23 protein-coding genes are annotated in these 19846 nt (G+C 69.8%); 19 read left to right on the top strand and 4 right to left on the bottom strand.

The genetic code is table 11. From position 1 onward, the window contains the following. Nucleotide 1: 1 nt before the first annotated feature. Nucleotides 2–799, bottom strand: a complete 798-nt coding sequence (locus ACFXK0_RS14010) for a hypothetical protein (RefSeq protein WP_379410529.1) — start codon at nt 797–799, stop codon at nt 2–4. A gap of 119 nt (nt 800–918) precedes the next feature. On the opposite strand from ACFXK0_RS14010, the gene ACFXK0_RS14005 reads away from it, so the two are divergent. From ACFXK0_RS14005 to ACFXK0_RS13965, 9 genes are all read left to right on the top strand, one after another. Further along, complete coding sequence (locus tag ACFXK0_RS14005; RefSeq protein WP_379410528.1) at nt 919–1902, top strand: hypothetical protein; 984 nt, start codon at nt 919–921, stop codon at nt 1900–1902. Continuing rightward, nucleotides 1899–3719: a hypothetical protein gene (locus ACFXK0_RS14000; RefSeq protein WP_379410526.1), complete on the top strand. Its 1821-nt coding sequence runs from the start codon at nt 1899–1901 to the stop codon at nt 3717–3719. The genes ACFXK0_RS14005 and ACFXK0_RS14000 overlap by 4 nt, the downstream gene beginning before the upstream one ends. 43 nt (nt 3720–3762) lie before the next feature. Then, complete coding sequence (locus tag ACFXK0_RS13995; RefSeq protein WP_379410693.1) at nt 3763–4620, top strand: sugar phosphate isomerase/epimerase family protein; 858 nt, start codon at nt 3763–3765, stop codon at nt 4618–4620. A gap of 78 nt (nt 4621–4698) precedes the next feature. Next, entirely contained in the window at nt 4699–5565 is an 867-nt protein-coding gene (locus ACFXK0_RS13990; RefSeq protein ID WP_379410525.1) for a thioesterase family protein, read from the top strand. 28 nt (nt 5566–5593) lie between these two features. Next, nucleotides 5594–6412 carry a pyrroline-5-carboxylate reductase gene (gene proC / locus ACFXK0_RS13985; RefSeq protein WP_379410523.1) on the top strand — a complete coding sequence of 273 codons (819 nt, stop codon included), beginning with the start codon at nt 5594–5596 and terminating at the stop codon, nt 6410–6412. Nucleotides 6413–6574: 162 nt separating this feature from the next. After that, complete coding sequence (locus ACFXK0_RS13980; protein WP_379410522.1) at nt 6575–6844, top strand: helix-turn-helix domain-containing protein; 270 nt, start codon at nt 6575–6577, stop codon at nt 6842–6844. 188 nt (nt 6845–7032) lie between these two features. Continuing rightward, nucleotides 7033–7134, top strand: coding sequence for a 30S ribosomal protein bS22 (locus tag ACFXK0_RS13975; RefSeq protein ID WP_003402602.1), 102 nt, complete (start codon nt 7033–7035; stop codon nt 7132–7134). Between the two features lie 195 nt (nt 7135–7329). Beyond that, nucleotides 7330–8376, top strand: coding sequence for an NAD-dependent epimerase/dehydratase family protein (locus ACFXK0_RS13970; protein ID WP_379410521.1), 1047 nt, complete (start codon nt 7330–7332; stop codon nt 8374–8376). After that, complete coding sequence (locus ACFXK0_RS13965; protein ID WP_379410520.1) at nt 8373–9389, top strand: lysophospholipid acyltransferase family protein; 1017 nt, start codon at nt 8373–8375, stop codon at nt 9387–9389. The genes ACFXK0_RS13970 and ACFXK0_RS13965 overlap by 4 nt, the downstream gene beginning before the upstream one ends. Before the next feature lie 33 nt (nt 9390–9422). Here ACFXK0_RS13965 and ACFXK0_RS13960 read toward each other — a convergent pair whose 3' ends face one another. Continuing rightward, a complete protein-coding gene (locus ACFXK0_RS13960) occupies nt 9423–10448 on the bottom strand; it encodes an HAD family hydrolase (RefSeq protein WP_379410519.1) in 1026 nt (341 codons plus the stop codon). A gap of 88 nt (nt 10449–10536) precedes the next feature. Here ACFXK0_RS13960 and ACFXK0_RS13955 point away from each other — a divergent pair, with 88 nt between their 5' ends. The 5 genes from ACFXK0_RS13955 to ACFXK0_RS13935 all read left to right on the top strand — a co-directional run bounded on the left by ACFXK0_RS13955 (nt 10537) and on the right by ACFXK0_RS13935 (nt 15928). Then, on the top strand, nt 10537–10818 hold the full coding sequence (locus tag ACFXK0_RS13955) for a glutaredoxin family protein (protein WP_379410517.1): 282 nt from the start codon (nt 10537–10539) through the stop codon (nt 10816–10818). A gap of 181 nt (nt 10819–10999) precedes the next feature. Continuing rightward, nucleotides 11000–11863, top strand: coding sequence for a redox-sensing transcriptional repressor Rex (locus tag ACFXK0_RS13950; RefSeq protein ID WP_379410515.1), 864 nt, complete (start codon nt 11000–11002; stop codon nt 11861–11863). Then, a complete protein-coding gene (locus tag ACFXK0_RS13945; RefSeq protein WP_379410514.1) occupies nt 11860–13332 on the top strand; it encodes a glutamyl-tRNA reductase in 1473 nt (490 codons plus the stop codon). Before ACFXK0_RS13950 ends, ACFXK0_RS13945 begins: the two co-directional genes overlap by 4 nt. Then, the gene (gene hemC, locus ACFXK0_RS13940) at nt 13329–14360 is read left to right on the top strand and encodes a hydroxymethylbilane synthase (RefSeq protein ID WP_379410513.1); all 1032 of its coding nucleotides are present in this window, start codon (nt 13329–13331) and stop codon (nt 14358–14360) included. Before ACFXK0_RS13945 ends, hemC begins: the two co-directional genes overlap by 4 nt. Continuing rightward, on the top strand, nt 14357–15928 hold the full coding sequence (locus tag ACFXK0_RS13935) for a uroporphyrinogen-III synthase (RefSeq protein ID WP_379410512.1): 1572 nt from the start codon (nt 14357–14359) through the stop codon (nt 15926–15928). Before hemC ends, ACFXK0_RS13935 begins: the two co-directional genes overlap by 4 nt. A gap of 56 nt (nt 15929–15984) precedes the next feature. On the opposite strand, the gene ACFXK0_RS13930 is transcribed toward ACFXK0_RS13935, so the two are convergent. Continuing rightward, nucleotides 15985–16269: a hypothetical protein gene (locus ACFXK0_RS13930; protein WP_379410511.1), complete on the bottom strand. Its 285-nt coding sequence runs from the start codon at nt 16267–16269 to the stop codon at nt 15985–15987. 320 nt (nt 16270–16589) lie between these two features. Between ACFXK0_RS13930 and hemB the strand changes: the two genes are divergently transcribed. The 5 genes from hemB (at nt 16590) to ACFXK0_RS13905 (ending at nt 19291) form a co-directional block, all read left to right on the top strand. After that, entirely contained in the window at nt 16590–17567 is a 978-nt protein-coding gene (gene hemB, locus ACFXK0_RS13925) for a porphobilinogen synthase (protein WP_379410510.1), read from the top strand. Next, a complete protein-coding gene (locus tag ACFXK0_RS13920) occupies nt 17564–18076 on the top strand; it encodes a hypothetical protein (protein WP_379410509.1) in 513 nt (170 codons plus the stop codon). Before hemB ends, ACFXK0_RS13920 begins: the two co-directional genes overlap by 4 nt. 230 nt (nt 18077–18306) lie before the next feature. After that, entirely contained in the window at nt 18307–18744 is a 438-nt protein-coding gene (locus ACFXK0_RS13915; RefSeq protein WP_379410691.1) for a hypothetical protein, read from the top strand. Further along, nucleotides 18741–19013: a hypothetical protein gene (locus ACFXK0_RS13910; protein WP_379410508.1), complete on the top strand. Its 273-nt coding sequence runs from the start codon at nt 18741–18743 to the stop codon at nt 19011–19013. The genes ACFXK0_RS13915 and ACFXK0_RS13910 overlap by 4 nt, the downstream gene beginning before the upstream one ends. 56 nt (nt 19014–19069) lie before the next feature. Then, nucleotides 19070–19291, top strand: coding sequence for a hypothetical protein (locus ACFXK0_RS13905; RefSeq protein WP_379410507.1), 222 nt, complete (start codon nt 19070–19072; stop codon nt 19289–19291). Here ACFXK0_RS13905 and ACFXK0_RS13900 read toward each other — a convergent pair. Beyond that, nucleotides 19288–19671, bottom strand: coding sequence for a hypothetical protein (locus ACFXK0_RS13900; protein WP_379410506.1), 384 nt, complete (start codon nt 19669–19671; stop codon nt 19288–19290). The two genes, ACFXK0_RS13905 and ACFXK0_RS13900, sit on opposite strands and share 4 nt — an antisense overlap. Between the last annotated feature and the right edge of the window lie 175 nt (nt 19672–19846).

Raw genomic sequence — 19846 nt, 5'->3', positions numbered from 1 at the left:
CTCACGAACCCTGGCGTTCGGCCTCGACTGTTGCCGGATGCACCGCGATCAGGCCGAGGCCTTCGCGGCGCCGGCACAGCCGGGCGAGTTCGTTGTAGGCCGGTGCCCCGAGCAGTTCACGCAGTTCGGGGCCGTAGGACTGCCAGACCGGGCGGGTGCCGACGTGGGCGTCGGGGGAGCCGGTGCAGTACCAGTCCAGATCCAGGCCGCCGGGGCCCCAGCCGCGGCGGTCGTATTCGGTGACCACAGTGCGCAGGATCTGTTCCCCGTCGGGGCGTTCGACCCAGTCCTGGGTGCGCCGGATCGGCAGCTGCCAGCACACGTCCGGTTTCACCTCGAGCGGTTCGATGCCCTTGCGCACCGCCATGATGTGCAGTGCGCAGCCTGCGCCCGCCGGGAAGCCGGGGCGGTTGAGGAAGATGCAGGCGCCGTCGAAGCGGCGGGTGCGCAGCGCGGGTTCGTCCTCCAGCTCGTCGAGTTCGAGGTAACCCTTCTTGACGACCTTGCCCTTCTCGGTGGCCTCGCCCATCAGCTGCCAGTCCTGCGGTGTGAGCATCTTCACAGCGCCTGCCAGGCGCTTGCGGTCGGCCTTGTCGGCGAGGAACGCGCCGTGCGAGCAGCAGCCGTCGTCGGGGCGGTCGGCGATGATGCCCTGACAGGCCGGGGTGCCGAACACACACGACCAGCGCGACAGCAGCCAGGTCAGATCGGCGACGATCTGGTGCTCGTCGTTTGCTGGGTCGGTGAACTCGATCCATTCCCGCGGGAAGTCGAGGTCGACCTCCGGGCTCGGATCCATCTTCCGCCCAGGTCGGAGCCCGGACCCGGGGTTGCCCGCTGCGCCATCGGTCACAACTCGTGACGCTAACAGTTCAGTCGCCTGGCCTGTAGTACCGGATCACCAAGTACCGTATTCGTGTGCGGCTTGGTGTTCTCGATGTCGGAAGCAATACCGTTCACCTGCTCGTGGTGGACGCGCATCGTGGTGGACACCCGATGCCCATGAGCTCGTCGAAGTCGGCGTTGCGCCTGTCGGAGAACATGGACTCCGACGGCCGGATCACCGCCGAGGGCGAGGACAGGTTGATCACGACGATCGCCGAGTTCGCCGATCTGGCGCGCAATTCGCGCTGTGTCGAGCTGATGCCGTTCGCCACTTCCGCGCTGCGTGAGGCCACCAATTCCGACGAAGTGCTGGCCCGGGTGCGCGCCAGCACCGGCGTCGATCTGGAGGTGCTCTCCGGTGAGGAAGAGGCCAGGGTGACCTTCCTCGCGGTGCGCCGCTGGTTCGGCTGGAGCGCGGGGCGCATCATCAATCTCGATATCGGCGGCGGCTCGCTGGAGATGTCCAACGGCGGCGACGAGGAACCCGATGTCGCGCTGTCGCTGCAGCTCGGCGCGGGCAGGCTGACCAGGGAATGGCTGCGTGACGACCCGCCGGGCAAGCGCAAGATCGCGGTGCTGCGCGACTGGCTCGACGCCGAACTGGTGGTTCCGGCCAAAGCCGTCATCGAGGTGGGCAGGCCCGATCTGGCCGTCGGCACCTCCAAGACCTTCCGTTCCCTGGCCCGGCTGACCGGCGCGGCACCCTCGGCCGCGGGCCCGCGCGTGCGCCGTACACTGACCAGCTCCGGACTGCGGCAGCTGATCGCGTTCATCTCCCGGATGACCGCGTCGGACCGCGCGGAACTGGAAGGTGTGAGTTCGGACCGGTCCCAGCAGTTGGTGGCCGGCGCACTGGTCGCGGAGGCGAGTATGCGGGCGTTGTCGCTCGACAGCATCGAGATCTGCCCATGGGCGCTGCGTGAGGGCCTCATCCTGCGCAAGCTCGACACCGAGCCGAACGGGGGCCCGGTCGCCGTCCCGCCGATCGCGTCGGTGACGAGAGCGGAGTCGGCATGAGCGAGGATTCCAAACAGCTGTCGGTCGCCGAGCTGCTGGCCCGCAATGCGGCGCAGGGTGCGGCGGCCCCGGCCAGCGGTGGCGGTGGCCGGCGCAGGCGCAGCGGTCGGGGACTCTCGGTCACCGATCTGACCGGCGAGAACGCCACCGTCCGCTCCGGTCCCAGCTCGCACGCCGCTCCCGCGGCCCCCGAACCCACCTACGCGCCGGCGCCCGAACCGGCGCCGCCCGCGAGTTACGAACCGCCGCCGAGTTACCAGCCCGCGCCGTATCCGCCGCCGGGCCCGGCCGAGCCGGTGTATTCGCCTCCGTCCGGCCCGATCACCCGCTTCGATCCCAACGACCCGCTCGGGGTGGCCGGACCGCGTCCGGCGGCCGATCCGTTCGGTCCGTTCCGGGCCGAGGCCCGTGATCTCGGCACCCCGGCGACCGGGCGCGGGCCGGGGCGCCTCGGCGTGCCGGACGCGACGCCCGCCGCGCCGGTCGACCCCGATATCGCCCAGATGTTCGGTTCCGGGGCGATCCCCGCGGTCGGTGGCGGTGGCCGGCGTCGCCGGGCCGAGCCCGACGCGGCACCCGAGGCCGCGTCGTTCCCCGAACCGCCGCAGCCGCCGCCGGTCACCGGTGGCCGGGCCGCGCGCAGGCGGGCCGCCGAGGCGGCCGAGGAAGCCGCGGCACCGCCCGCACCGGCGTGGACCCCCGATCCGGCGCCCGCGTGGACCCCGGATCCCGCGCCGACCGCGGCGTGGACGCCGGAACCCGCGCCCGCGTGGTCGCCGGAACCCACCGGGTATGCCCCGAATGGGTACGAGCCGCCGCGCCCGTTCAACGACCCGGGCTTCAACGGTCAGGGGCCCGGGTTCAACGGCCAGCCCGATCCGTTCGGGCCGGGTCCGGATTTCAACGCCACTCAGGCGTTCAACGCCGCCCCGCCGGTCGAGGCCCCGCGTCCCGAGCTGGAACGCAGGCGGCCCGCGCCGGGGACGGAGAAGTCGAAGCTGCCGTCCTGGTCGGCGCGCAGGCATCGTCCCGATACCGGCAACGCCCCGGAGAGTGGCGGCTTCCCGACCGCGGCGTGGTCGCCGGTCAGCCAGGAGCAGCCGCTGATCTCCGGTCAGTCGGTGGCCGGTGACCTGCTGCGCCAGCGCGCCGAGCAGGGTCCCGACGCCGACGCGCACACCGAGGTCTACTCCCTCGGCGGCAGCGACCCCGATACCGACGATTACGCCGAAACCGATTACGTCGACCGCGATTACGCCGACAACGACTACTCCGACGCCGAGTACGCCGACGGCGAGTACGACGATGACGACTATTACGACGACGACGAGGACGACGAGCCCGAACGGACCAGGTCGAGCAAGCGCGCGGCGACCAGGGCGGCCGCCTCGAAGATGGCGAAGCGGGCCAGATCGCGGGCGAGCCAGGCCAAATCGCGCGCGAGCCGCGCCAAGTCGCGCGCGAGCCGGGCCACGTCCCGGTCGGGTGCGGCCACGCCGGACCGGGAGGGCAGCCGGGTATCGCGGCTGGCGCGTGGCGGCAGCGCCGAGGACGCCAACCGCCGCCAGTGGCTGATCCTGGCCGGGCAGAGCGTGGGTGCCGCGGTCGCGGGAATGTTGCTGTTCAAGGGTTTCGAGACGATGTGGGAGACGCTGCCGTGGGTGGCGCTCGCGCTCGCGATGGTCGTGATCCTCGGTCTGGTCGCGCTGGTGCGGGTGCTGCGCCGCACCGACGACATCTTCAGCACTGTGATCGCTGTCGTCGTGGGCGTCTTCGTGACGTTGGGACCGCTAGCCTTTCTCCTCAGTACCAGCTGAATACAGGGAGTGGGCTGTGGGGAACGCGCGGGCTGACATCGAAATCGGGCTCTCGACGGCGTCGGTGTATCCGGAGAACACCCAGGCGGCGTTTCGCTACGCCGCCGAATTGGGTTATGACGGTGTGGAATTGATGGTCTGGGCCGAGCCGGCCAGCCAGGACATCGCGACGGTGCAGTCCTATGCCAAGCGCTACGGCGTGCCGGTGCTGGCTGTGCACGCGCCGTGTCTGCTGATCTCGCAGCGGGTGTGGGGTGCCGATCCGGTCGCCAAGCTGGAGCGCAGTGTGCGCACCGCCGAGGCGCTGGGCGCCGATACGGTGGTGGTGCATCCGCCGTTCCGCTGGCAGCGCCGCTACGCCAAGGGCTTCGCCGAGCAGGTCGGTGAGCTGGAGTCGAACTATCCGGTGCGGGTCGCGGTGGAGAACATGTTCCCGATGCGCGCGGACACGCTGTTCCGCGAGGGCTCGGTGCGCAGGCTCGAACGCCGCTCCGGGCCGGGGCCTGCGGTGAGCGCGTTCAGCCCGTCCTACGACCCCACCGATATCGGCTTCGACCACTACACCCTCGATCTGTCGCACACCGCGACCGCGGGCGCCGACGCGCTGGAGCTGGCCGCGCGGATGGGTTCGGGGCTGGTGCATCTGCATCTGGCCGACGGTCGTGGCGCCGCGCACGACGAGCACCTGGTCCCCGGCGAGGGCACCCAGCCGTGCGCGCAGCTGTGCGAGCACCTGGTGCACACCGGTTTCACCGGGCACGCGGTGGCCGAGATCAACACCCAGAACGCGCGCACCACCGCCGAGCGCTCGGCGCTGCTGGCCCGCACCCTGGAATTCGCCCGCCGTCATCTCACCGGCGCCACCCCGGATCCGCGACCGAGTCACGCCGACCTGACGTGACGGCTACCCCGGGCGGGAATAGTGGTCGCGGTCGCTGGCTTGTACGCTGTACGAATTGAACCTCGACCAGGAGTGACGATGACGCGAGAACTCGCGACCGACGCGCCGTTCAGTCAGGTCGTCGACCTGACCGAGCTCACCACGACCGATGCCGACACCGGCCGCTACGCCGGCGTCATCGCGCCCACCTGGACCATCGGTCCCAAGGTGCACGGCGGCACCATGGTCGCCTCCAGCGCCGCCGCGGCCACCCGCTGGCTCACCGAGGCAGGCGAATCCTTCGGGCGGATGGCCCCGATCGCGGCCAGCTCCGACTTCCTCGGCGCCCCCGACCCGGGCGAGGTCGAGTACGCGGTCCACATCCGCAAGAAGGGCCGCCAGATCTGCCTGGCCGACACCGAACTGATCCAGAACGGCCGCACGCTGGTGCGCACCGCGTTCACCTTCGGTCACCTCGACACCGCGGCCACGCGCTGGAGCGGCCCCGACTCCGACATGCCCGCCGAGCCCAGCGACGCGGCCATGCGCTACACCCCCGACTCGGCGATGGGCAAGATCGTGCACGTCAGCCAGGGCGCGCACGTGCTCATCGACCCGAGCTGGGCGGAGTTCCTGCGCGGGGAGTCCGGCCCGCCGCGGCTGCGGCTGTGGATCCGCCCGTTCGACGGCGACGAATCCGACCCGCTGGTGCGCGCCGCCTTCGCCATGATGGCCGCCGACATGAGCCCGCCGGTGCCGATGAACCTCGGCCACTTCGGCTGGGCGCCGACCGTGCAGATGACCACCTACCTGCGCCGGGTGCCCGCCCCCGGCTGGTTGCGCGTCATCGCGACCGCCCGCGAGGTCGGTGAGCGGATGTTCGACGAGGACCAGCTGGTCATCGACTCGACCGGTGCCGTCGTGGCGCAGAGCCGCCAGCTGGCGCTGATCCCGGCGGCGCGCTGATCGACCCCGCACCACTAACCTGGACCGCATGACGAGAATTGCGGTGGTCGGTGGCGGTCGGATCGGTGAGGCGTTGATCGCCGGATTGCTGGAATCCGGCCGGGCGACCAAGGATCTGGTCGTTGTCGAGCCGTCGGCCGCGCGCGCGGCCCAGCTCGCCGACCGGTTCAAGATCCGGGTCAGCAAGTCGGTCGCCGACGCGGTGGTCGGCGCCGACGTCGTCGTGATCGCGGTCAAGCCCGGCGTGGTCGACTCGGTGCTCACCGACCTGTCCAAGGCCGACCTCGACACCGGCGCCGACCAGGTGCTGGTGTCGCTGGCCGCCGGGGTCACCACCGGGCATCTGGAGAACAAGCTGCCCGCGGGCTACCCGGTGGTGCGGGTGATGTCGAATACGCCGATGCTGGTGGGTCAGGGGATGAGCGTGCTCTCGCCCGGCCGCTACGCCAAGCCCGAACAGCTCGAGCAGGTCGGCGAGATGCTCGAAGCCGTCGGCAAGGTGGTGACGGTGCCCGAGTCGCAGATGGACGCGGTCACCGCGGTCTCCGGTTCCGGGCCCGCCTATTTCTTCCTCGTCGTGGAAGCCATGATCGACGCCGGTGTCGGCCTCGGCCTGACCCGCGATGTCGCCAGCGAGCTGGTCACCCAGACCATGATCGGCGCGGCGGCACTGCTCGAGCAGACCGAACAGAGCGCGGTCGACCTGCGCGGGGCGGTCACCTCGCCCGGCGGCACGACTGCTGCGGCGGTGCGCGAACTCGAACGCGGCTCGCTGCGGTCGACCTTCATCGAGGCATTGCACGCCGCCAAGCAACGTTCCGCCGAACACGGCGCATCGAACGAATGACGATCGGGTACCCGGGATGAAAACCGATTTCTCACACCCGTCGCAGTAATCCCACTGGTCCCGCTAAGCTCGTAGAAGCACGTGCGTGTCTGTTCCGCCGGTGGGGAAGCCGGCGGCGCGGACGTGCCGGAGGTCAATGGTGCCATGATGTCTGCGAACAGAATGTCTGCAAGTAATTCACCGGCGTCGGGTGGTGGATCGGGTTCGCCCGCTCCCCGGGCCGGTGCCCCGCAGGGACAACCGGTGATCGGCGGTGGCACGCAGTTTCTCACCGTCGCCGAAGTCGCCGCCCTCATGCGGGTGTCGAAGATGACGGTGTACCGGCTCGTGCACTCGGGTGAACTGCCCGCGGTGCGGGTCGGACGTTCCTTCCGGGTGCACGCGAAGGCGGTGCACGACTACCTGGAGACGTCCTACTTCGACGCCGGCTGATCAAGCCCGGCCAGGTACAGGGCGGTTTCGTCGCTGTGCCGGTGCCCCGGTAGCATTGGGCCTCGGTTCGTGTCCGCCTGCCGGTGGCACCGCTTCGTGGTGTCCGGTGCGCCCCGGCGGCGCGGACACCAGAAGACGCACGCGACACCGCGTGTGTATGCCGAGTAGAGAGAACGCGAGGAAACCCTATGGGTTCTGTGATCAAGAAGCGCCGCAAGCGTATGTCGAAGAAGAAGCACCGCAAGCTGCTTCGCCGCACGCGTGTGCAGCGGCGCAAACTCGGCAAGTAAGCCCGCATGCCTGCGACGAGCCCGTCACCTTCGCGGTGGCGGGCTCTCGCTGTGAAATGGTCGGGTTTGTGTTAAATGCTTGTTGATCGTGACGGCGGGTAGCGCGAATGCGGCTACTCTGGTACGCGGGAAAACATGAGAAGCAGGGGGCTTTGAGTGGGGTCAGGTTCGAGTTCCGACGCACGGGTACGCCACGTGCCGAAGGTAGTGCTGGTCACCGGTGCCAGCCGCTTCTTCGGCGGCAATGTCGCGGCCCGGCTCGCCGCCGAACCCGGTGTCGAACGGGTGATCGCCGTCGACACCATGACCCCCAGCCGGGAGCTGCGGCGCAAGATGGGCGGCGCCGAGTTCGTCCGCGCCGACATCCGCAATCCGCTGATCCGCAAGGTCGTCGAGGGCAACGACGTCGACACCGTGGTGCACGCGTCGGTGCTCACCCGCCCGCCCGCCGGTGGTGGCCGCGCGGTGATGAAAGACCTCAATGTCCTCGGGGCGATGCAATTGCTCGCCGTGTGCCAGAAGGCGCCGTCGGTGCGGCGTGTGGTGATCCGCTCGTCCTCGGCCGTCTACGGATGCAGTGCCAAGGACCCGGCGAAATTCACCGAGGAAATGGGTGCGCGGACCCCGCCCGCCGGCTGGTTCTCGCGCGACATGATCGATATCGAGGCGGTGGTCCGCGGGATGGCCAGGCGCAGGCCGGACATCTCCGCGTCGATTCTGCGTTTCGCGCCGATTGTCGGTCCCCGGCTGGCCGATCGCGGCGTGCAATATCTGCGGTCGCCGATCACGCCGACCGTGCTGGGTCGTGAGGCCAGGCTGCAATTGCTGCACGAGGAGGACGCGGTAGCGGTGCTGGTGCACGCCGCGCTGCGGGCCAATGGTGGCACGGTCAATGTCGCCGGTGACGGCGCGCTGGCCATGTCGCAGGCGATCCGGCGGGCCGGGCGCGTGGTCGTCCCGGTGCCGTTCTTCGCCTTCCGTACGGTCGGGCGCACGCTGATGGGTCCGATCATGCGCGGATTCAGCGGGGAACAACCCGACTATTTCTACTTCGGCTGCGGGCTCGACACCACCCGTATGCGTACCGAACTCGGTTTCACGCCACGCTGGACCACGGTCCAGGCTTTCGACGATTTCATCGCGGGCGCAGCGTTGCGGCCCGTCTTCGATCCGGCTTGGATCGACGCCGCGGAAAACAAACTGCTCGGTCTCATCGGGGCTGGTTCAGGAGCGCATACATGAACGAGGGAGCGAAAGTCATCCGTCTCGACGTGAATGTCGAGACCCGACACCGACCGCCGGCTCGACGCTGGCCGGATCAGCCGATGCAGGCGATGCCGGTCACCTCGCTGAGCGAGCGCAGGCCGGGCATGCCGCCGCGTCCCCCGAAGACCCTGTCCGACATCGTCCGCGACACTCTCGGCGACCAGATCGAGAAGACCGCCGAGTTCGCGCGCCGCCGCCTCACCGGCGACTACCAGATCGACGAGTTCGGCTACGACCGCCACCTGCTCGAATCGGTCATCCTGCCCGCCCTGCGCCCGCTGTCGGACTACTGGTTCCGGGTGGAGACCGCCGGTATCGAGAACATCCCCGCCACCGGGGGCGCGCTGCTGGTCGCCAACCACGCAGGCACCGTGCCGCTGGACGGGCTGATGCTGCAACTGGCGGTCCACGACAAGCACCCCCAGCAGCGCGCGCTGCGGTTGCTGGCCGCCGACCTCATCTTCGAACTCCCCATGCTGGGCGCGCTGGCCCGCAAGGCCGGGCACACCCTGGCCTGCCATCCCGACGCCGAGCGCCTGCTGCGGTCCGGACACATCGCCGGTGTTTTCCCGGAAGGTTTCAAGGGCGTCGGAAAGAATTACGCCGATCGGTACAAGTTGCAGCGATTCGGCCGTGGCGGCTTCGTTTCCGCGGCGGTGCGCACCGGCGTGCCGATCATTCCGGTCTCGATCGTCGGCTCGGAGGAGATTTATCCGAAACTGGCCGATATCAAGCCGCTGGCCCGTTTGCTCGGATTGCCCTATTTCCCGGTGACCCCGCTGTTCCCGCATTTGGGCCCGCTCGGCGCAATTCCGATGCCGTCCAAGTGGTACATCGAGTTCGGCGAGCCCATTCCGACAGCGGCCTTCGAACCCGAGGAAGCCGACGACCCGATGACCATGTTCGAAGTCACCGACCAGGTCCGCGAAACAATTCAGCAGACCCTGTACAAGTTGCTGGCCAAACGCCGAAACGCTGTGTTCGGTTGAGGCCGGGCGCCGTCGACACGGCACCCGACCGGCTCAGTTGTCGCGGTGGCGGGCCACTGCCGCGGCGACCGCGCCGCCCGCCGCGCCCAGGGCGAGGGCGGTGGGGACGCCGATCTTGGCGGCCTTGCGGCCGGTGCGGAAGTCACGGATCTCCCAGCCGCGGTTCTTGGCGACCTCGCGCAGGTCCGAATCGGGATTGATGGCGACCGCGGTGCCGACCAGCGACAGCATCGGGACATCGTTGTGGCTGTCGGAGTAGGCGGTGCAGCGCTTGAGATTGAGGCCCTCGCGGATGGCGAGGGTGCGCACCGCGTGCGCCTTGCCGAGGCCGTGCAGGATGTCGCCGACGAGGCGGCCGGTGAACTTGCCGTCGACACTCTCGGCGACGGTGCCCAGGGCACCGGTCAGGCCGAGACGCTTGGCGATCACATTGGCCAGCTCGACCGGGGTCGCGGTGACCAGCCACACCTGCTGACCGGCGTCGAGGTGCATCTGGGCCAGCGCCCTGGTACCCGGCCAGATCTTGTCGGCGATGATCTCGTCGTAGATCTCCTCGCCGAGCGCGGCGAGTTCGGCGGTCGGCCTGCCCGCGATGAAGCTGAGCGCCTTCTCCCGGCCCGAGGCCATATCGGAGGAGTTCTCCTTGCCGGTGACCCGGAACTTCACCTGCTTCCAGGCGACATCGACCAGATCGGAGGTCTTGAAGTACTTGCGCGCGGCCAGGCCGCGGGCGAAATGCACGATCGAGGCGCCCTGCACCAGCGTGTTGTCCACGTCGAAGAACGCGGCGGCGGTGAGGTCGCGGGGGACCTCGGGGCCCGCGTCATCGCCCTGCTCGGCCAGTTCGGCGTCGTGCAGGGTGAGTGCGGCATCGGCACTGGCCTCACCGGCCAGATTGGCGCGCAGCTCCTCTTCGCTCGGTCCGAACGGGCTGCGCGGCAGCCGTGCGAACTGCTCCTGTAGCTCCTGACCGAGGCGGCTGGGCTGCCACCGCGCAGGGAACTCCCCGAATCGCCCTGCGACGAATCCGGCCCTAGTCACCTTCGAACGTTCCGGCACCAGTACCCTCCGCTAGTCGCGCGAACCATGTCCACAGTAACCGGATACTCCGACAACCCGCGCCGGGCTCGGGGATTAAATAAGGGTCATGACGAATCCCACACCCATCGTGACCCTGTTGACCCGCGCCGGTTGCGGTATGTGCACCACGGCACTGGCGCAATTGGAGACGATCTGCGGTGATTTCGGTCTCCCGGTGCGCACCGTGGACGTCGACGAAGCCGCCGCCGAGGACCCCGGCCTGCGCGCCGAGTACGGCGATCGGCTGCCGGTGGTCCTGTTGGACGGCCGTGAACACAGCTATTTCGACGTCGACGAGCCCCGTTTGCGAGCAGACCTGAGCCGTTTCGCTGGTCGCGGCGGAAAATGAGGCCAATTTCACCGACTTTGTGAACGCCTGCACAAGCGGTTACGGTGGTGGCACGCAATCCGCACCGCCGCTTCACGCAGCGGCGGTGGCCGGGTTTTGTACTCGCAACTTAGCGACCCCAACCGGTGAACGAACGACAGGAACCGGACCGCGATCAGGCCCGGCACGAGGAGCCGACGACGTGACAGAGCAGCACGAGACGCCAGGTGGCGTCTCCGGCAAGGCTCTTCAGCGGGACATTCCGCAGGCCACGGTGACTCGTCTCGCTACCTATCTCCGGGTTCTCGCCGGGTTGGCCGACGAGGGTGTAGTCATCGTATCGAGTGAGGAACTAGCTGTCGCGGCGGGTGTCAATTCGGCCAAGCTGCGCAAGGATCTTTCCTTCCTCGGACCCAACGGCGTGCGGGGTGTCGGCTATGACGTAGCCAAATTGCGCACGAGGATCGAGGACGTGCTCGGTCTGTCGCAGGGACATCGGGTGGTGCTGATCGGCGCGGGGAATCTGGGCCGCGCCCTGGTCGGCTATGGCGGTTTCGGGGTACGAGGCTTCACCGTGGTCGGGATCTTCGACAACGACCCGGCGGTGATCGGACACTCGTACGCCGGACTCGTGGTGCGCGATATCGACCTGATCGCCGACCAGATCCCGGCCCTGGCCCCGACCATCGCGGTCCTCGCGGTACCCGACGAGGCCGCCCAGGACGTGTGCGACCACCTGGTCGCGGCCGGCCTGCCCTCGATCCTGAGCTTCGCCCCGTGCGAACTGCGCGCGCCCGCCCATGTGGAGGTCCGCCGCGTCGACCTGGCGATGGAACTGCAGATGCTGTCCTTCGACGCCGCGCGCAACGACGCGCCCGCCCTGCCCGAGGCCGCCGGGTCCGGCCGGGTCGCACGCCGGGTGCCGCCGCAGAGCCATCCCGCCCTCACGCATTCCGCGCCGGTCGAACCGGTGCGCACCAGGCCGCAGCGTCGCAACGCGCCGCACTCGGCCACGCCCCACTCGGCAACGGAGCCAAGCACCAAGGGATCGGTGATCACCCCATGAGCGTTCTACTGGTCGGGATTTCGCACAGGAGTGCGCCCGTCTCCGTGCTCGAGAAGGTTGCCATCAGCGAGGCCGACCGGCCGAAGCTGGTCGACCGGCTGCTCGCCTCCAGCCACGTCTCCGAGGCGATGATCGTCTCCACCTGCAACCGTGTCGAGGTCTACGCGGTGGTCGACGCCTTCCACGGCGGGCTCGGCGAGGTGAGCGAGTTGCTCACCAAGCACTCCGGGCTGCCGCTGGGCGACCTCACCAAGCACGCCTACGTGCGCTACAGCGAGGCCGCCGCCGAGCACCTGTTCGCGGTCGCCAGCGGCCTGGACTCGATGGTGGTCGGCGAGCAGCAGGTGCTCAGCCAGATCCGCAGCGCCTACGCCAGCGCCGACGGGCAGCAGGCGGTCGGGCGCACCCTGCACGAGCTGGCCCAGCACGGGCTGCGCGTGGGCAAGCGGGTGCATTCGGAGACCGGGATCGACCGGGCCGGCGCGTCGGTGGTGTCGGTGGCGCTGGACCGGGCACGCGGTGTCGTCGGCGAGCTCACCGGCCGGACCGCGGTGGTGCTCGGCGCGGGCGCGATGGGTGGCCTGGCGGTCGCGCATCTCTCGCGGGCCGGGATCGGGCGGATCCTGGTCGTCAACCGGACACTCGAACGCGCCCAGCGCCTCGCCGAGACCGGGCGGGCCATGCACGGCGTCGACGCCGTGGCGGTCGAGATGTCGGGGCTCACCGAGGCCATGGCCGGCGCGGACGTGGTGCTCACCTGTACCGGCGCGGTCGGGGCCGTGGTCACCCTGGCCGACACCCATCGCGCGCTCGCGGGCCGTGGCAACACCGACGCCGCCGAGCGGCCGCTGGTCTTCTGCGACCTCGGTCTGCCGCGCGATGTGGAACACGCCGTGGCCGGGCTGCCGGGCGTGGCCGTCATCGACATCGAATCGCTGCAGCGCGATCCGGCCGCGGGCGCCGCGGCCGACGACACCGCCGCCGCGCGCCTCATCGTCGCCGACGAACTCACCAAATATCTTGCCGGGCAACGCATGGCCGAGGTCACCCCCACGGTGGCCGCGTTGCGTCAGCGGGCCGCCGACGTGGTGGAGGCCGAACTGCTCCGCCTGGACTCGCGGCTGCCCGACCTGGCCGACCCGGCCCGCGACGAGGTGGCGCGCACCGTGCGCCGCGTCGTCGACAAGCTGTTGCACGCGCCGACGGTGCGCGTCAAACAGCTGGCGTCCACGCCGGGCGGCGACAGCTACGCCGAGGCGTTGCGCGAACTGTTCGAACTCAAACCTGGTGCGGTGCAAGCGGTTGCCGCTCCGATGGAGGTCGCGGCGGCCGAGTCCGCGCTGGCCGACGACTTCACCGCAGGGCACCTCGGCGATGGGCAGGCCCGCATGACCGAGTCAAGGCCCGATGCAGGCAGCTCGCGTAACCACGTGGGCCCGCTCGGGAATGCGCAGGAGGAAACGGCATGACCACGACAGTGCAGGAAGAGGACACCGTGACCGCAGGCAGCACTCGTGCGCCGTGGCGGATCGGCACGCGCGGCAGCTTGCTCGCCCTGACACAGGCGGGCACCGTTCGTGACGCGCTGATCGCGGCGGGCCAGCCCGCCGAACTGGTGGTCATCAAGACCCCCGGCGACCTGTCGTCGGATCCGGTGCAGAAGATCGGTGTCGGCGTGTTCACCTCCGCGCTGCGCGACGAGCTCGCCGCGGGCACCATCGACGTCGCGGTGCACTCGTACAAGGATCTGCCCACCGCGCAGGACCCGCGTTTCACCATTGCCGCGATCCCGCCCCGCGAGGACCCGCGCGACGCGCTGGTCGCCCGCGACGGCCTGGTCCTCGGTGAGCTGCCCGCCGGCGCCGTCGTCGGCACCTCGGCGCCGCGCCGCGCCGCGCAGCTGCGCGCGCTCGGCCTCGGACTCGACATCGTGCCGTTGCGCGGCAATATCGACTCGCGCCTGCGCAAGGTGAGCGAGGGCGAACTCGACGCCATCGTGATCGCCCGGGCCGGCCTGTCGCGGATCGGCCGCACCGACGCGATCACCGAATCGCTCGAGCCGGTGCAGATGCTGCCCGCCCCCTCACAGGGCGCCCTGGCGGTGGAATGCCGCAGCGACGACCCCCAGCTCATCGACATACTCGCCGGGCTCGACGACGCGCCGACCAGATCCGCGGTGCTCGCCGAGCGAGCGCTGCTGGGCGAGCTCGAGGCGGGCTGCACCGCCCCGATCGGCGCCATCGCCGAGGTCGTCGAGTCGATCGACGAGGACGGACGCATCTTCGAGGAACTGTCGCTGCGCGCGTGTGCCGCCGCGATCGACGGCTCCGACGTACTGCGCGCCTCGATCGTGGGCGCGCCGCAGGACGCGGCGGAGCTCGGCCGCGCCCTGGCGCGCGAACTGCTGGATCTCGGCGCCCGCGCTCTGCTGAGCGTGGACGAGCCGGAGCCGGCCACTGACTTCACCAATTCCAGCCCGATGGAGAACAACCGATGAGCAGCCGAGCCACCAAGAAGCAACCAGGGCGGATCCTTTTCGTCGGATCCGGCCCCGGCGACCCGGCCCTGCTGACCGTGCGCGCCCGTGAGGTGCTCGAGCGGGCGACGCTGGCGTTCACCGACCCCGATGTCGACAAGGGCGTGCTCGCGCTGATCGGCGCCGCCGTGCCCGCGGCCGAGGACGGCGAACGTCCGGTCGACGTGCGGCCCGCCCTCGGCGAACCGAACGAGGTGGCCAAGACCCTGATCGCCGAGGCCCGCGGCGGCCACGACGTGGTCCGGGTCGTGGCCGGCGATCCGCTGACCACCGATTCGGTGATCAACGAGGTCAACGCCGTCACCCGGTCGCACATGGTGTTCGAGGTGCTGCCCGGCCTGCCCAACGGCTCCGCGGTGCCCAGCTACGCCGGTATCGCTCTCGGGTCCGGGCACACCGAGGCCGATGTGCGCGGCGAGGTGGACTGGGCGGCGCTGGCCGCCGCGCCCGGTCCGCTGGTGCTCAACGCCACCTCCGGCCACCTGGCCGAGACCGCGAGCGCGCTGGTCGAGCACGGGCTCGCCCCGCAGACCCCGGTCGCGGTGACGGTGCGTGGCACCACCCGCCAGCAGCGCACCATCGAGGCCACCCTGGCCACCCTGAACAACGCCGCCTCCGAGCTGGTCGGCCCGCTGGTCGTCACGGTCGGCAAGGAAGTCGACAAGCGTTCGAAGATGTCGTGGTGGGAGTCGCGTGCGCTCTACGGCTGGACCGTGCTGGTACCGCGCACCAAGGACCAGGCAGGCGAGATGAGCGAGCGGCTGGTGACCCATGGCGCCATCCCGATGGAGGTGCCGACCATCGCGGTCGAGCCGCCGCGCAGCCCAGCGCAGATGGAACGCGCGGTGAAGGGCCTGGTCGACGGCCGCTACCAGTGGGTGGTGTTCACCTCCACCAACGCGGTGCGCGCGGTGTGGGAGAAGTTCGCCGAGTTCGGTCTGGACGCGCGGGCGTTCTCCGGGGTGAAGATCGCCTGTGTCGGCGAGGCCACCGCGGAGAAGGTGCGTTCCTTCGGCATCAACCCCGAACTGGTGCCGAGCGGGGAGCAGTCCTCCGAGGGCCTGCTCGCCGACTTCCCGCCGTATGACGACGTGTTCGACCCGGTCAACCGGGTGCTGCTGCCGCGCGCCGACATCGCCACCGAGACCCTGGCCGAGGGCCTGCGTGAGCGCGGCTGGGAGATCGACGACGTCACCGCCTACCGCACCGTGCGCGCCTCGCCGCCGCCGGCGGAGACCCGCGAGATGATCAAGACCGGCGGTTTCGACGCGGTCCTGTTCACCTCGTCCTCCACGGTCCGCAACCTGGTGGGCATCGCGGGCAAGCCGCACGCACGCACCATCGTCGCCTGCATCGGCCCGAAGACGGCCGAGACCGCGATCGAGTTCGGTCTGCGTGTGGACGTGCAGCCCGAGACCGCGCAGGTGGGTCCGCTGGTGGAGGCGCTGGCCGAGCACGCCTCGCGGCTGCGCGCCGAAGGCCTGCTGCCGCCACCGCGCAAGAAGAGCCGCCGCAGCAGCAGCCGTTAGGCGGCCGAGACCGCCCGAAGGCCCGCCCACCGTGGCGGGCCTTCGGCGTTTCGGGATCACCGGCTGTAGCGCAGCAGGGTGCGCACGAGCCGGCAGGTGGTGTCGGAAGGTGGACGCAGTTCTATCTGGCCTGCGGTGCGCCGGATCGTCTCGTTGGTCGCCTGATTCGGCAGGTACACACCGGAATCGAGCAGCGCGATGGTCAATCGCATGGCCTTGAGCCTGCGATTGTGCGCCACGTACCAGCGGCGCGGCCTGCCCGCGGGCAGCCGCTTCTTCTCCAGCGGCACATACGGCGCGGTGATGAACCCGGACTTCGACGTAGCGGCAATGGCGTTCATGGCGTCCTCCCGTCGCGAATGGGTCCCGCCCCCGATCGTCGGGAACCCTCGAACACGCTTTCGATTATATCGAGGGGGTCCGACAAGTTTCGCCGTTCGCTCGTGGAAGCCGTTGGTTTCCAGTGGGATTCGATGTTATCGAGCCGTCCCCCGCACGTCGCCGCCACCCGGTTGTCGGTGCCGTGTGCTCTAGTGGGGGTTCGGCCGGACCGACCCAGGTGTTTGCTGCGTTCGAGTCGATCTTGGGCGGGTTACCGCGCGAGGGCGAGCCCGTATAGGTGCCGAAACCGCGCTCGGCGCAGAGGCGTATTCTGCGGTCTATGACCGCTTTCGACCGCCCACGGCGGTTGCGCAGGACCCCCGCACTGCGTCGTCTCGTCGCCGAAACCACGCTCGAGCCGCGGCACCTGGTGCTGCCGATGTTCGTCGCCGACGGGCTCGACGAGCCGCGCGAGATCAGCTCGATGCCCGGCGTGTACCAGCACTCGCTGGACTCGCTGCGCAAGGCGGCCGTCGAAGCGGTGACCGCGGGCGTCGGCGGGCTGATGCTGTTCGGCGTCCCGCTGCCCGAGGACAAGGACGCGACCGGCAGCCAGGCCAGCGATCCGCACGGCATTCTCAACCGGGGCCTGCGCGCGCTGGCCGAGGAGGTCGGCGACGCGACCGTGGTCATGGCCGATACCTGTCTGGACGAGTTCACCGACCACGGCCACTGCGGTGTCCTCGGCACCGACGGCGCGGTCGACAACGACGCCACCCTGCACCGCTACGTCGAGATGGCGCTGGCGCAGGCCGAGTCGGGCGCCGATCTGCTCGGTACCAGCGGCATGATGGACGGCCAGGTCGGCGCGATCCGGCGCGGGCTGGACGCGGTCGGGCGCACCGACACCGCCATCCTCGCCTACGCCGCCAAGTACGCCTCGGCCTTCTACGGCCCGTTCCGCGAGGCCGTCGGCTCGTCGCTGGAAGGCGATCGCCGCACCTATCAGCAGGACCCGGCCAACCGCCGCGAATCGCTGCGCGAACTCGAGCTCGACCTGGCCGAGGGTGCCGACATCGTGATGGTCAAGCCCGCGATGTCCTACCTCGACATCCTGCGCGATGTCGCCGACCGCTCGACGGTCCCGGTCGCCGCCTACCAGATCTCCGGTGAGTACGCGATGATCACCGCCGCCGCCGAGCGTGGCTGGATCGACCGCCGCGGCGCGGTGCTGGAATCGCTGGTCGGCATCCGGCGGGCGGGCGCGGACATCGTGCTCACCTATTGGGCGACCGAGGCCGCACACTGGCTGTCGTGATCGTTCCACCGAACAAACCCGAACCCCTGCCGATGCCGGAGGATGTGGGCACCGCCCGGCAACTGTGGTGGGGTGTCGCCGGCCTCGGCGTCGTCTACACCATCGCCAGCGTGATCAGCATGTACGGGCAGCGCGGCGACCTCAGCAAGCAGTTCCTCGACGACATGCGCAAGACCGATCCGAACATCACCGCGGCCACCGTCGACGCGCTGATCCTGGCGGGATTCGGGGTGACGGCCCTGATCGGGCTGGTGCTGTGCGGTGTCACGGCCTTGATCGCCCACCAGCTCGGGCGCGGCAAGTCGTGGGCGCGCGTGCTGCTGACCGTCGCCGCGGTGTGGCTGGCCTTGGGCGCGGTCACGACGATGTTCAACATCTCGATGGTCGCCGGCGCCGCGGCGCTGGTCAGTGGCGCGACGGCGATCGTGCAGGGCGTCCTCGCCGCCGGTGCGGCGTATCTGAGCTTCCGGCCGGATTCGTCCCGGTATTTCCAGCTGAACAAACGGTGAACTCCGGGTTGAGCACCAGCGTCTTTGGTCACTGACCGGCCACAGTGTATGGTGAGGATGGTCACACTGAGCGGAGGCAATGATGCGCGTGGTGATCCAGCAGCCACACAGCCTGCGACGCGATTGTTTGGTCATCGGATTGATGGCTCTTCTCGTGGTCGTCACCATCGCTCTCGTCCTGCTGCCGAGTCTTGTCGGTTGATCCCGCGCTGCGGCGCGGCGACGACGTGATGCTTTTCTCCGAACCCGGGGCGCACTGGCGCGCGGTCGCCTACGGTCCCGCCCTCTGCGCGGCCATCGTGCTGATCGAGTGGCTCACCGGCAGCATCGTGCACGGCTTCGCCCTCGGTTTCTGTGCGGTCGCCATCGGTGGTTTCACCGTGCTGCAGGTGATCGCAGGCCGCGCGCACGCCAAGGTCGAGCTCACTGCCGACACCCTGGTCCAGGGCACCCAGACCCTGCCCGTCGCCGACATCGCCGAAGTCCTGCCCGCCGATGACGACGACGCCGCCGACGCCCGCGCCCTCGGCGAACTCAGCGGCGTGCCCCGGCGTCGTCGCGGCGTCGGCCTGCGCCTGGCCGACGGCGGATACGTGCAGGCCTGGGCGATCGACCACGCCGGCCTGCGGGCCGCGCTCGCCCTGGCCCTGGCAGGATCGCGGGAATGAAACGCTGGATCGTCACGGTGCTGTCGGAACTGGTTCTGGCCGTGATCGTGCTGGCCGGCGCGGTCTACACCTGGTCACACGCGCGCCGCACGACCGAGTTCGCCGGGACCGACGAACACCCCGGTTTCGAGGCCGTGCGCTATGTGCCGCCGCTGCTGGTGCTGGCGACCGCGCTGGTGATCATCGCCGGTGCACTGGTGATCGATGCCGCCGCGCGGGCCGCCGCCGCGCGATCTGTAGCACTGCGGCCGGTCGAACCGATGCACTAGGTGAAACGGATTCCGATGTGCGCGTTGGGGTTCGGAACACATCGAGGAGGACACCGATGACCAAACTGACCGCAGGAATCTGTACCGCCGCCGCGGCGCTGGCGCTCGGCCTGGCCGCCGCGGGCCCCGCCCAGGCCGCCCCCGGCGTGCCACTGACTCCCTACGCCGAGCCGGCCGCCGACGGTTTCGCCCCGCTGACCGGCTCGAGCGCGATCTACAACAGCATCATGTGCCAGCTGCACACGATCTCGGCCGACGTGCCCTGCATGTACACCTAATTCCACTGCTGATAGATGTCGAACACGCGCCCACCGCGCGTGCCCGGCGCGTTGAGGTAGACGGTGACGGTGCCGTCCGGATGTCCGGCCGCCTCCGTCACCACCTGCCGCAGCGTGGCGTGGATACCGCCCGCGGCGTCCCGGTGGAGCGTGGTGTCGCGGTGCAGGCCCGCGCCGATCCGGTCGGCGGGCACGAACATCGCGGTGACCGCCGGAATCGGGCCGCCGGCGAGGGCGACGGTCTCCTGGTGATCGAGTACGACGCCGAGCCGATCGGGCTGGACCTGCGGCGCGAACGCGGTGGCCGAACCCGCGCCGACGACGATCCCGGCCGCGACGAACCCGGTGCCAAGGGCAGTGCTGGTGACGCCGAAACGCATGAAAAACCCTCCCGCTGAAATCGGATACCGAACCGCTGGACTGGCGAAGCAGCCCGCAGCGTAGCGGACGCCGGGCGGCGTGTCGGGCGTGTCGCCGGTAAGTCGCTGCGGTCTGGGTCACTGTGTTCCACCCTGTCGTCCGGCGCGCCGAGGCGAGCTGAGAGACTGGAATCCG

It is taken from the genome of Nocardia sp. NPDC059177 (assembly GCF_042755165.1).
Classification (GTDB): domain Bacteria; phylum Actinomycetota; class Actinomycetes; order Mycobacteriales; family Mycobacteriaceae; genus Nocardia.
This window is presented reverse-complemented; position numbering and strand designations above follow the sequence as displayed.

Excerpts from the sequence above, each read along its gene's own strand:
- ACFXK0_RS13945 (WP_379410514.1), top strand. The coding sequence starts at position 11,860 with ATGAGCGTTCTACTGGTCGGGATTTCGCACAGGAGTGCGCCCGTCTCC.
- ACFXK0_RS13905 (WP_379410507.1), top strand. The coding sequence starts at position 19,070 with ATGACCAAACTGACCGCAGGAATCTGTACCGCCGCCGCGGCGCTGGCG.
- proC (WP_379410523.1), top strand. The coding sequence starts at position 5,594 with ATGACGAGAATTGCGGTGGTCGGTGGCGGTCGGATCGGTGAGGCGTTG.
- hemB (WP_379410510.1), top strand. The coding sequence starts at position 16,590 with ATGACCGCTTTCGACCGCCCACGGCGGTTGCGCAGGACCCCCGCACTG.
- ACFXK0_RS14010 (WP_379410529.1), bottom strand. The coding sequence starts at position 799 with ATGGATCCGAGCCCGGAGGTCGACCTCGACTTCCCGCGGGAATGGATC.
- ACFXK0_RS13955 (WP_379410517.1), top strand. The coding sequence starts at position 10,537 with ATGACGAATCCCACACCCATCGTGACCCTGTTGACCCGCGCCGGTTGC.
- ACFXK0_RS14000 (WP_379410526.1), top strand. The coding sequence starts at position 1,899 with ATGAGCGAGGATTCCAAACAGCTGTCGGTCGCCGAGCTGCTGGCCCGC.
- ACFXK0_RS13930 (WP_379410511.1), bottom strand. The coding sequence starts at position 16,269 with ATGAACGCCATTGCCGCTACGTCGAAGTCCGGGTTCATCACCGCGCCG.
- ACFXK0_RS13910 (WP_379410508.1), top strand. The coding sequence starts at position 18,741 with ATGAAACGCTGGATCGTCACGGTGCTGTCGGAACTGGTTCTGGCCGTG.
- ACFXK0_RS13975 (WP_003402602.1), top strand. The coding sequence starts at position 7,033 with ATGGGTTCTGTGATCAAGAAGCGCCGCAAGCGTATGTCGAAGAAGAAG.
- hemC (WP_379410513.1), top strand. The coding sequence starts at position 13,329 with ATGACCACGACAGTGCAGGAAGAGGACACCGTGACCGCAGGCAGCACT.
- ACFXK0_RS13965 (WP_379410520.1), top strand. The coding sequence starts at position 8,373 with ATGAACGAGGGAGCGAAAGTCATCCGTCTCGACGTGAATGTCGAGACC.
- ACFXK0_RS13980 (WP_379410522.1), top strand. The coding sequence starts at position 6,575 with ATGTCTGCAAGTAATTCACCGGCGTCGGGTGGTGGATCGGGTTCGCCC.
- ACFXK0_RS13915 (WP_379410691.1), top strand. The coding sequence starts at position 18,307 with ATGCTTTTCTCCGAACCCGGGGCGCACTGGCGCGCGGTCGCCTACGGT.
- ACFXK0_RS13990 (WP_379410525.1), top strand. The coding sequence starts at position 4,699 with ATGACGCGAGAACTCGCGACCGACGCGCCGTTCAGTCAGGTCGTCGAC.
- ACFXK0_RS13935 (WP_379410512.1), top strand. The coding sequence starts at position 14,357 with ATGAGCAGCCGAGCCACCAAGAAGCAACCAGGGCGGATCCTTTTCGTC.
- ACFXK0_RS13900 (WP_379410506.1), bottom strand. The coding sequence starts at position 19,671 with ATGCGTTTCGGCGTCACCAGCACTGCCCTTGGCACCGGGTTCGTCGCG.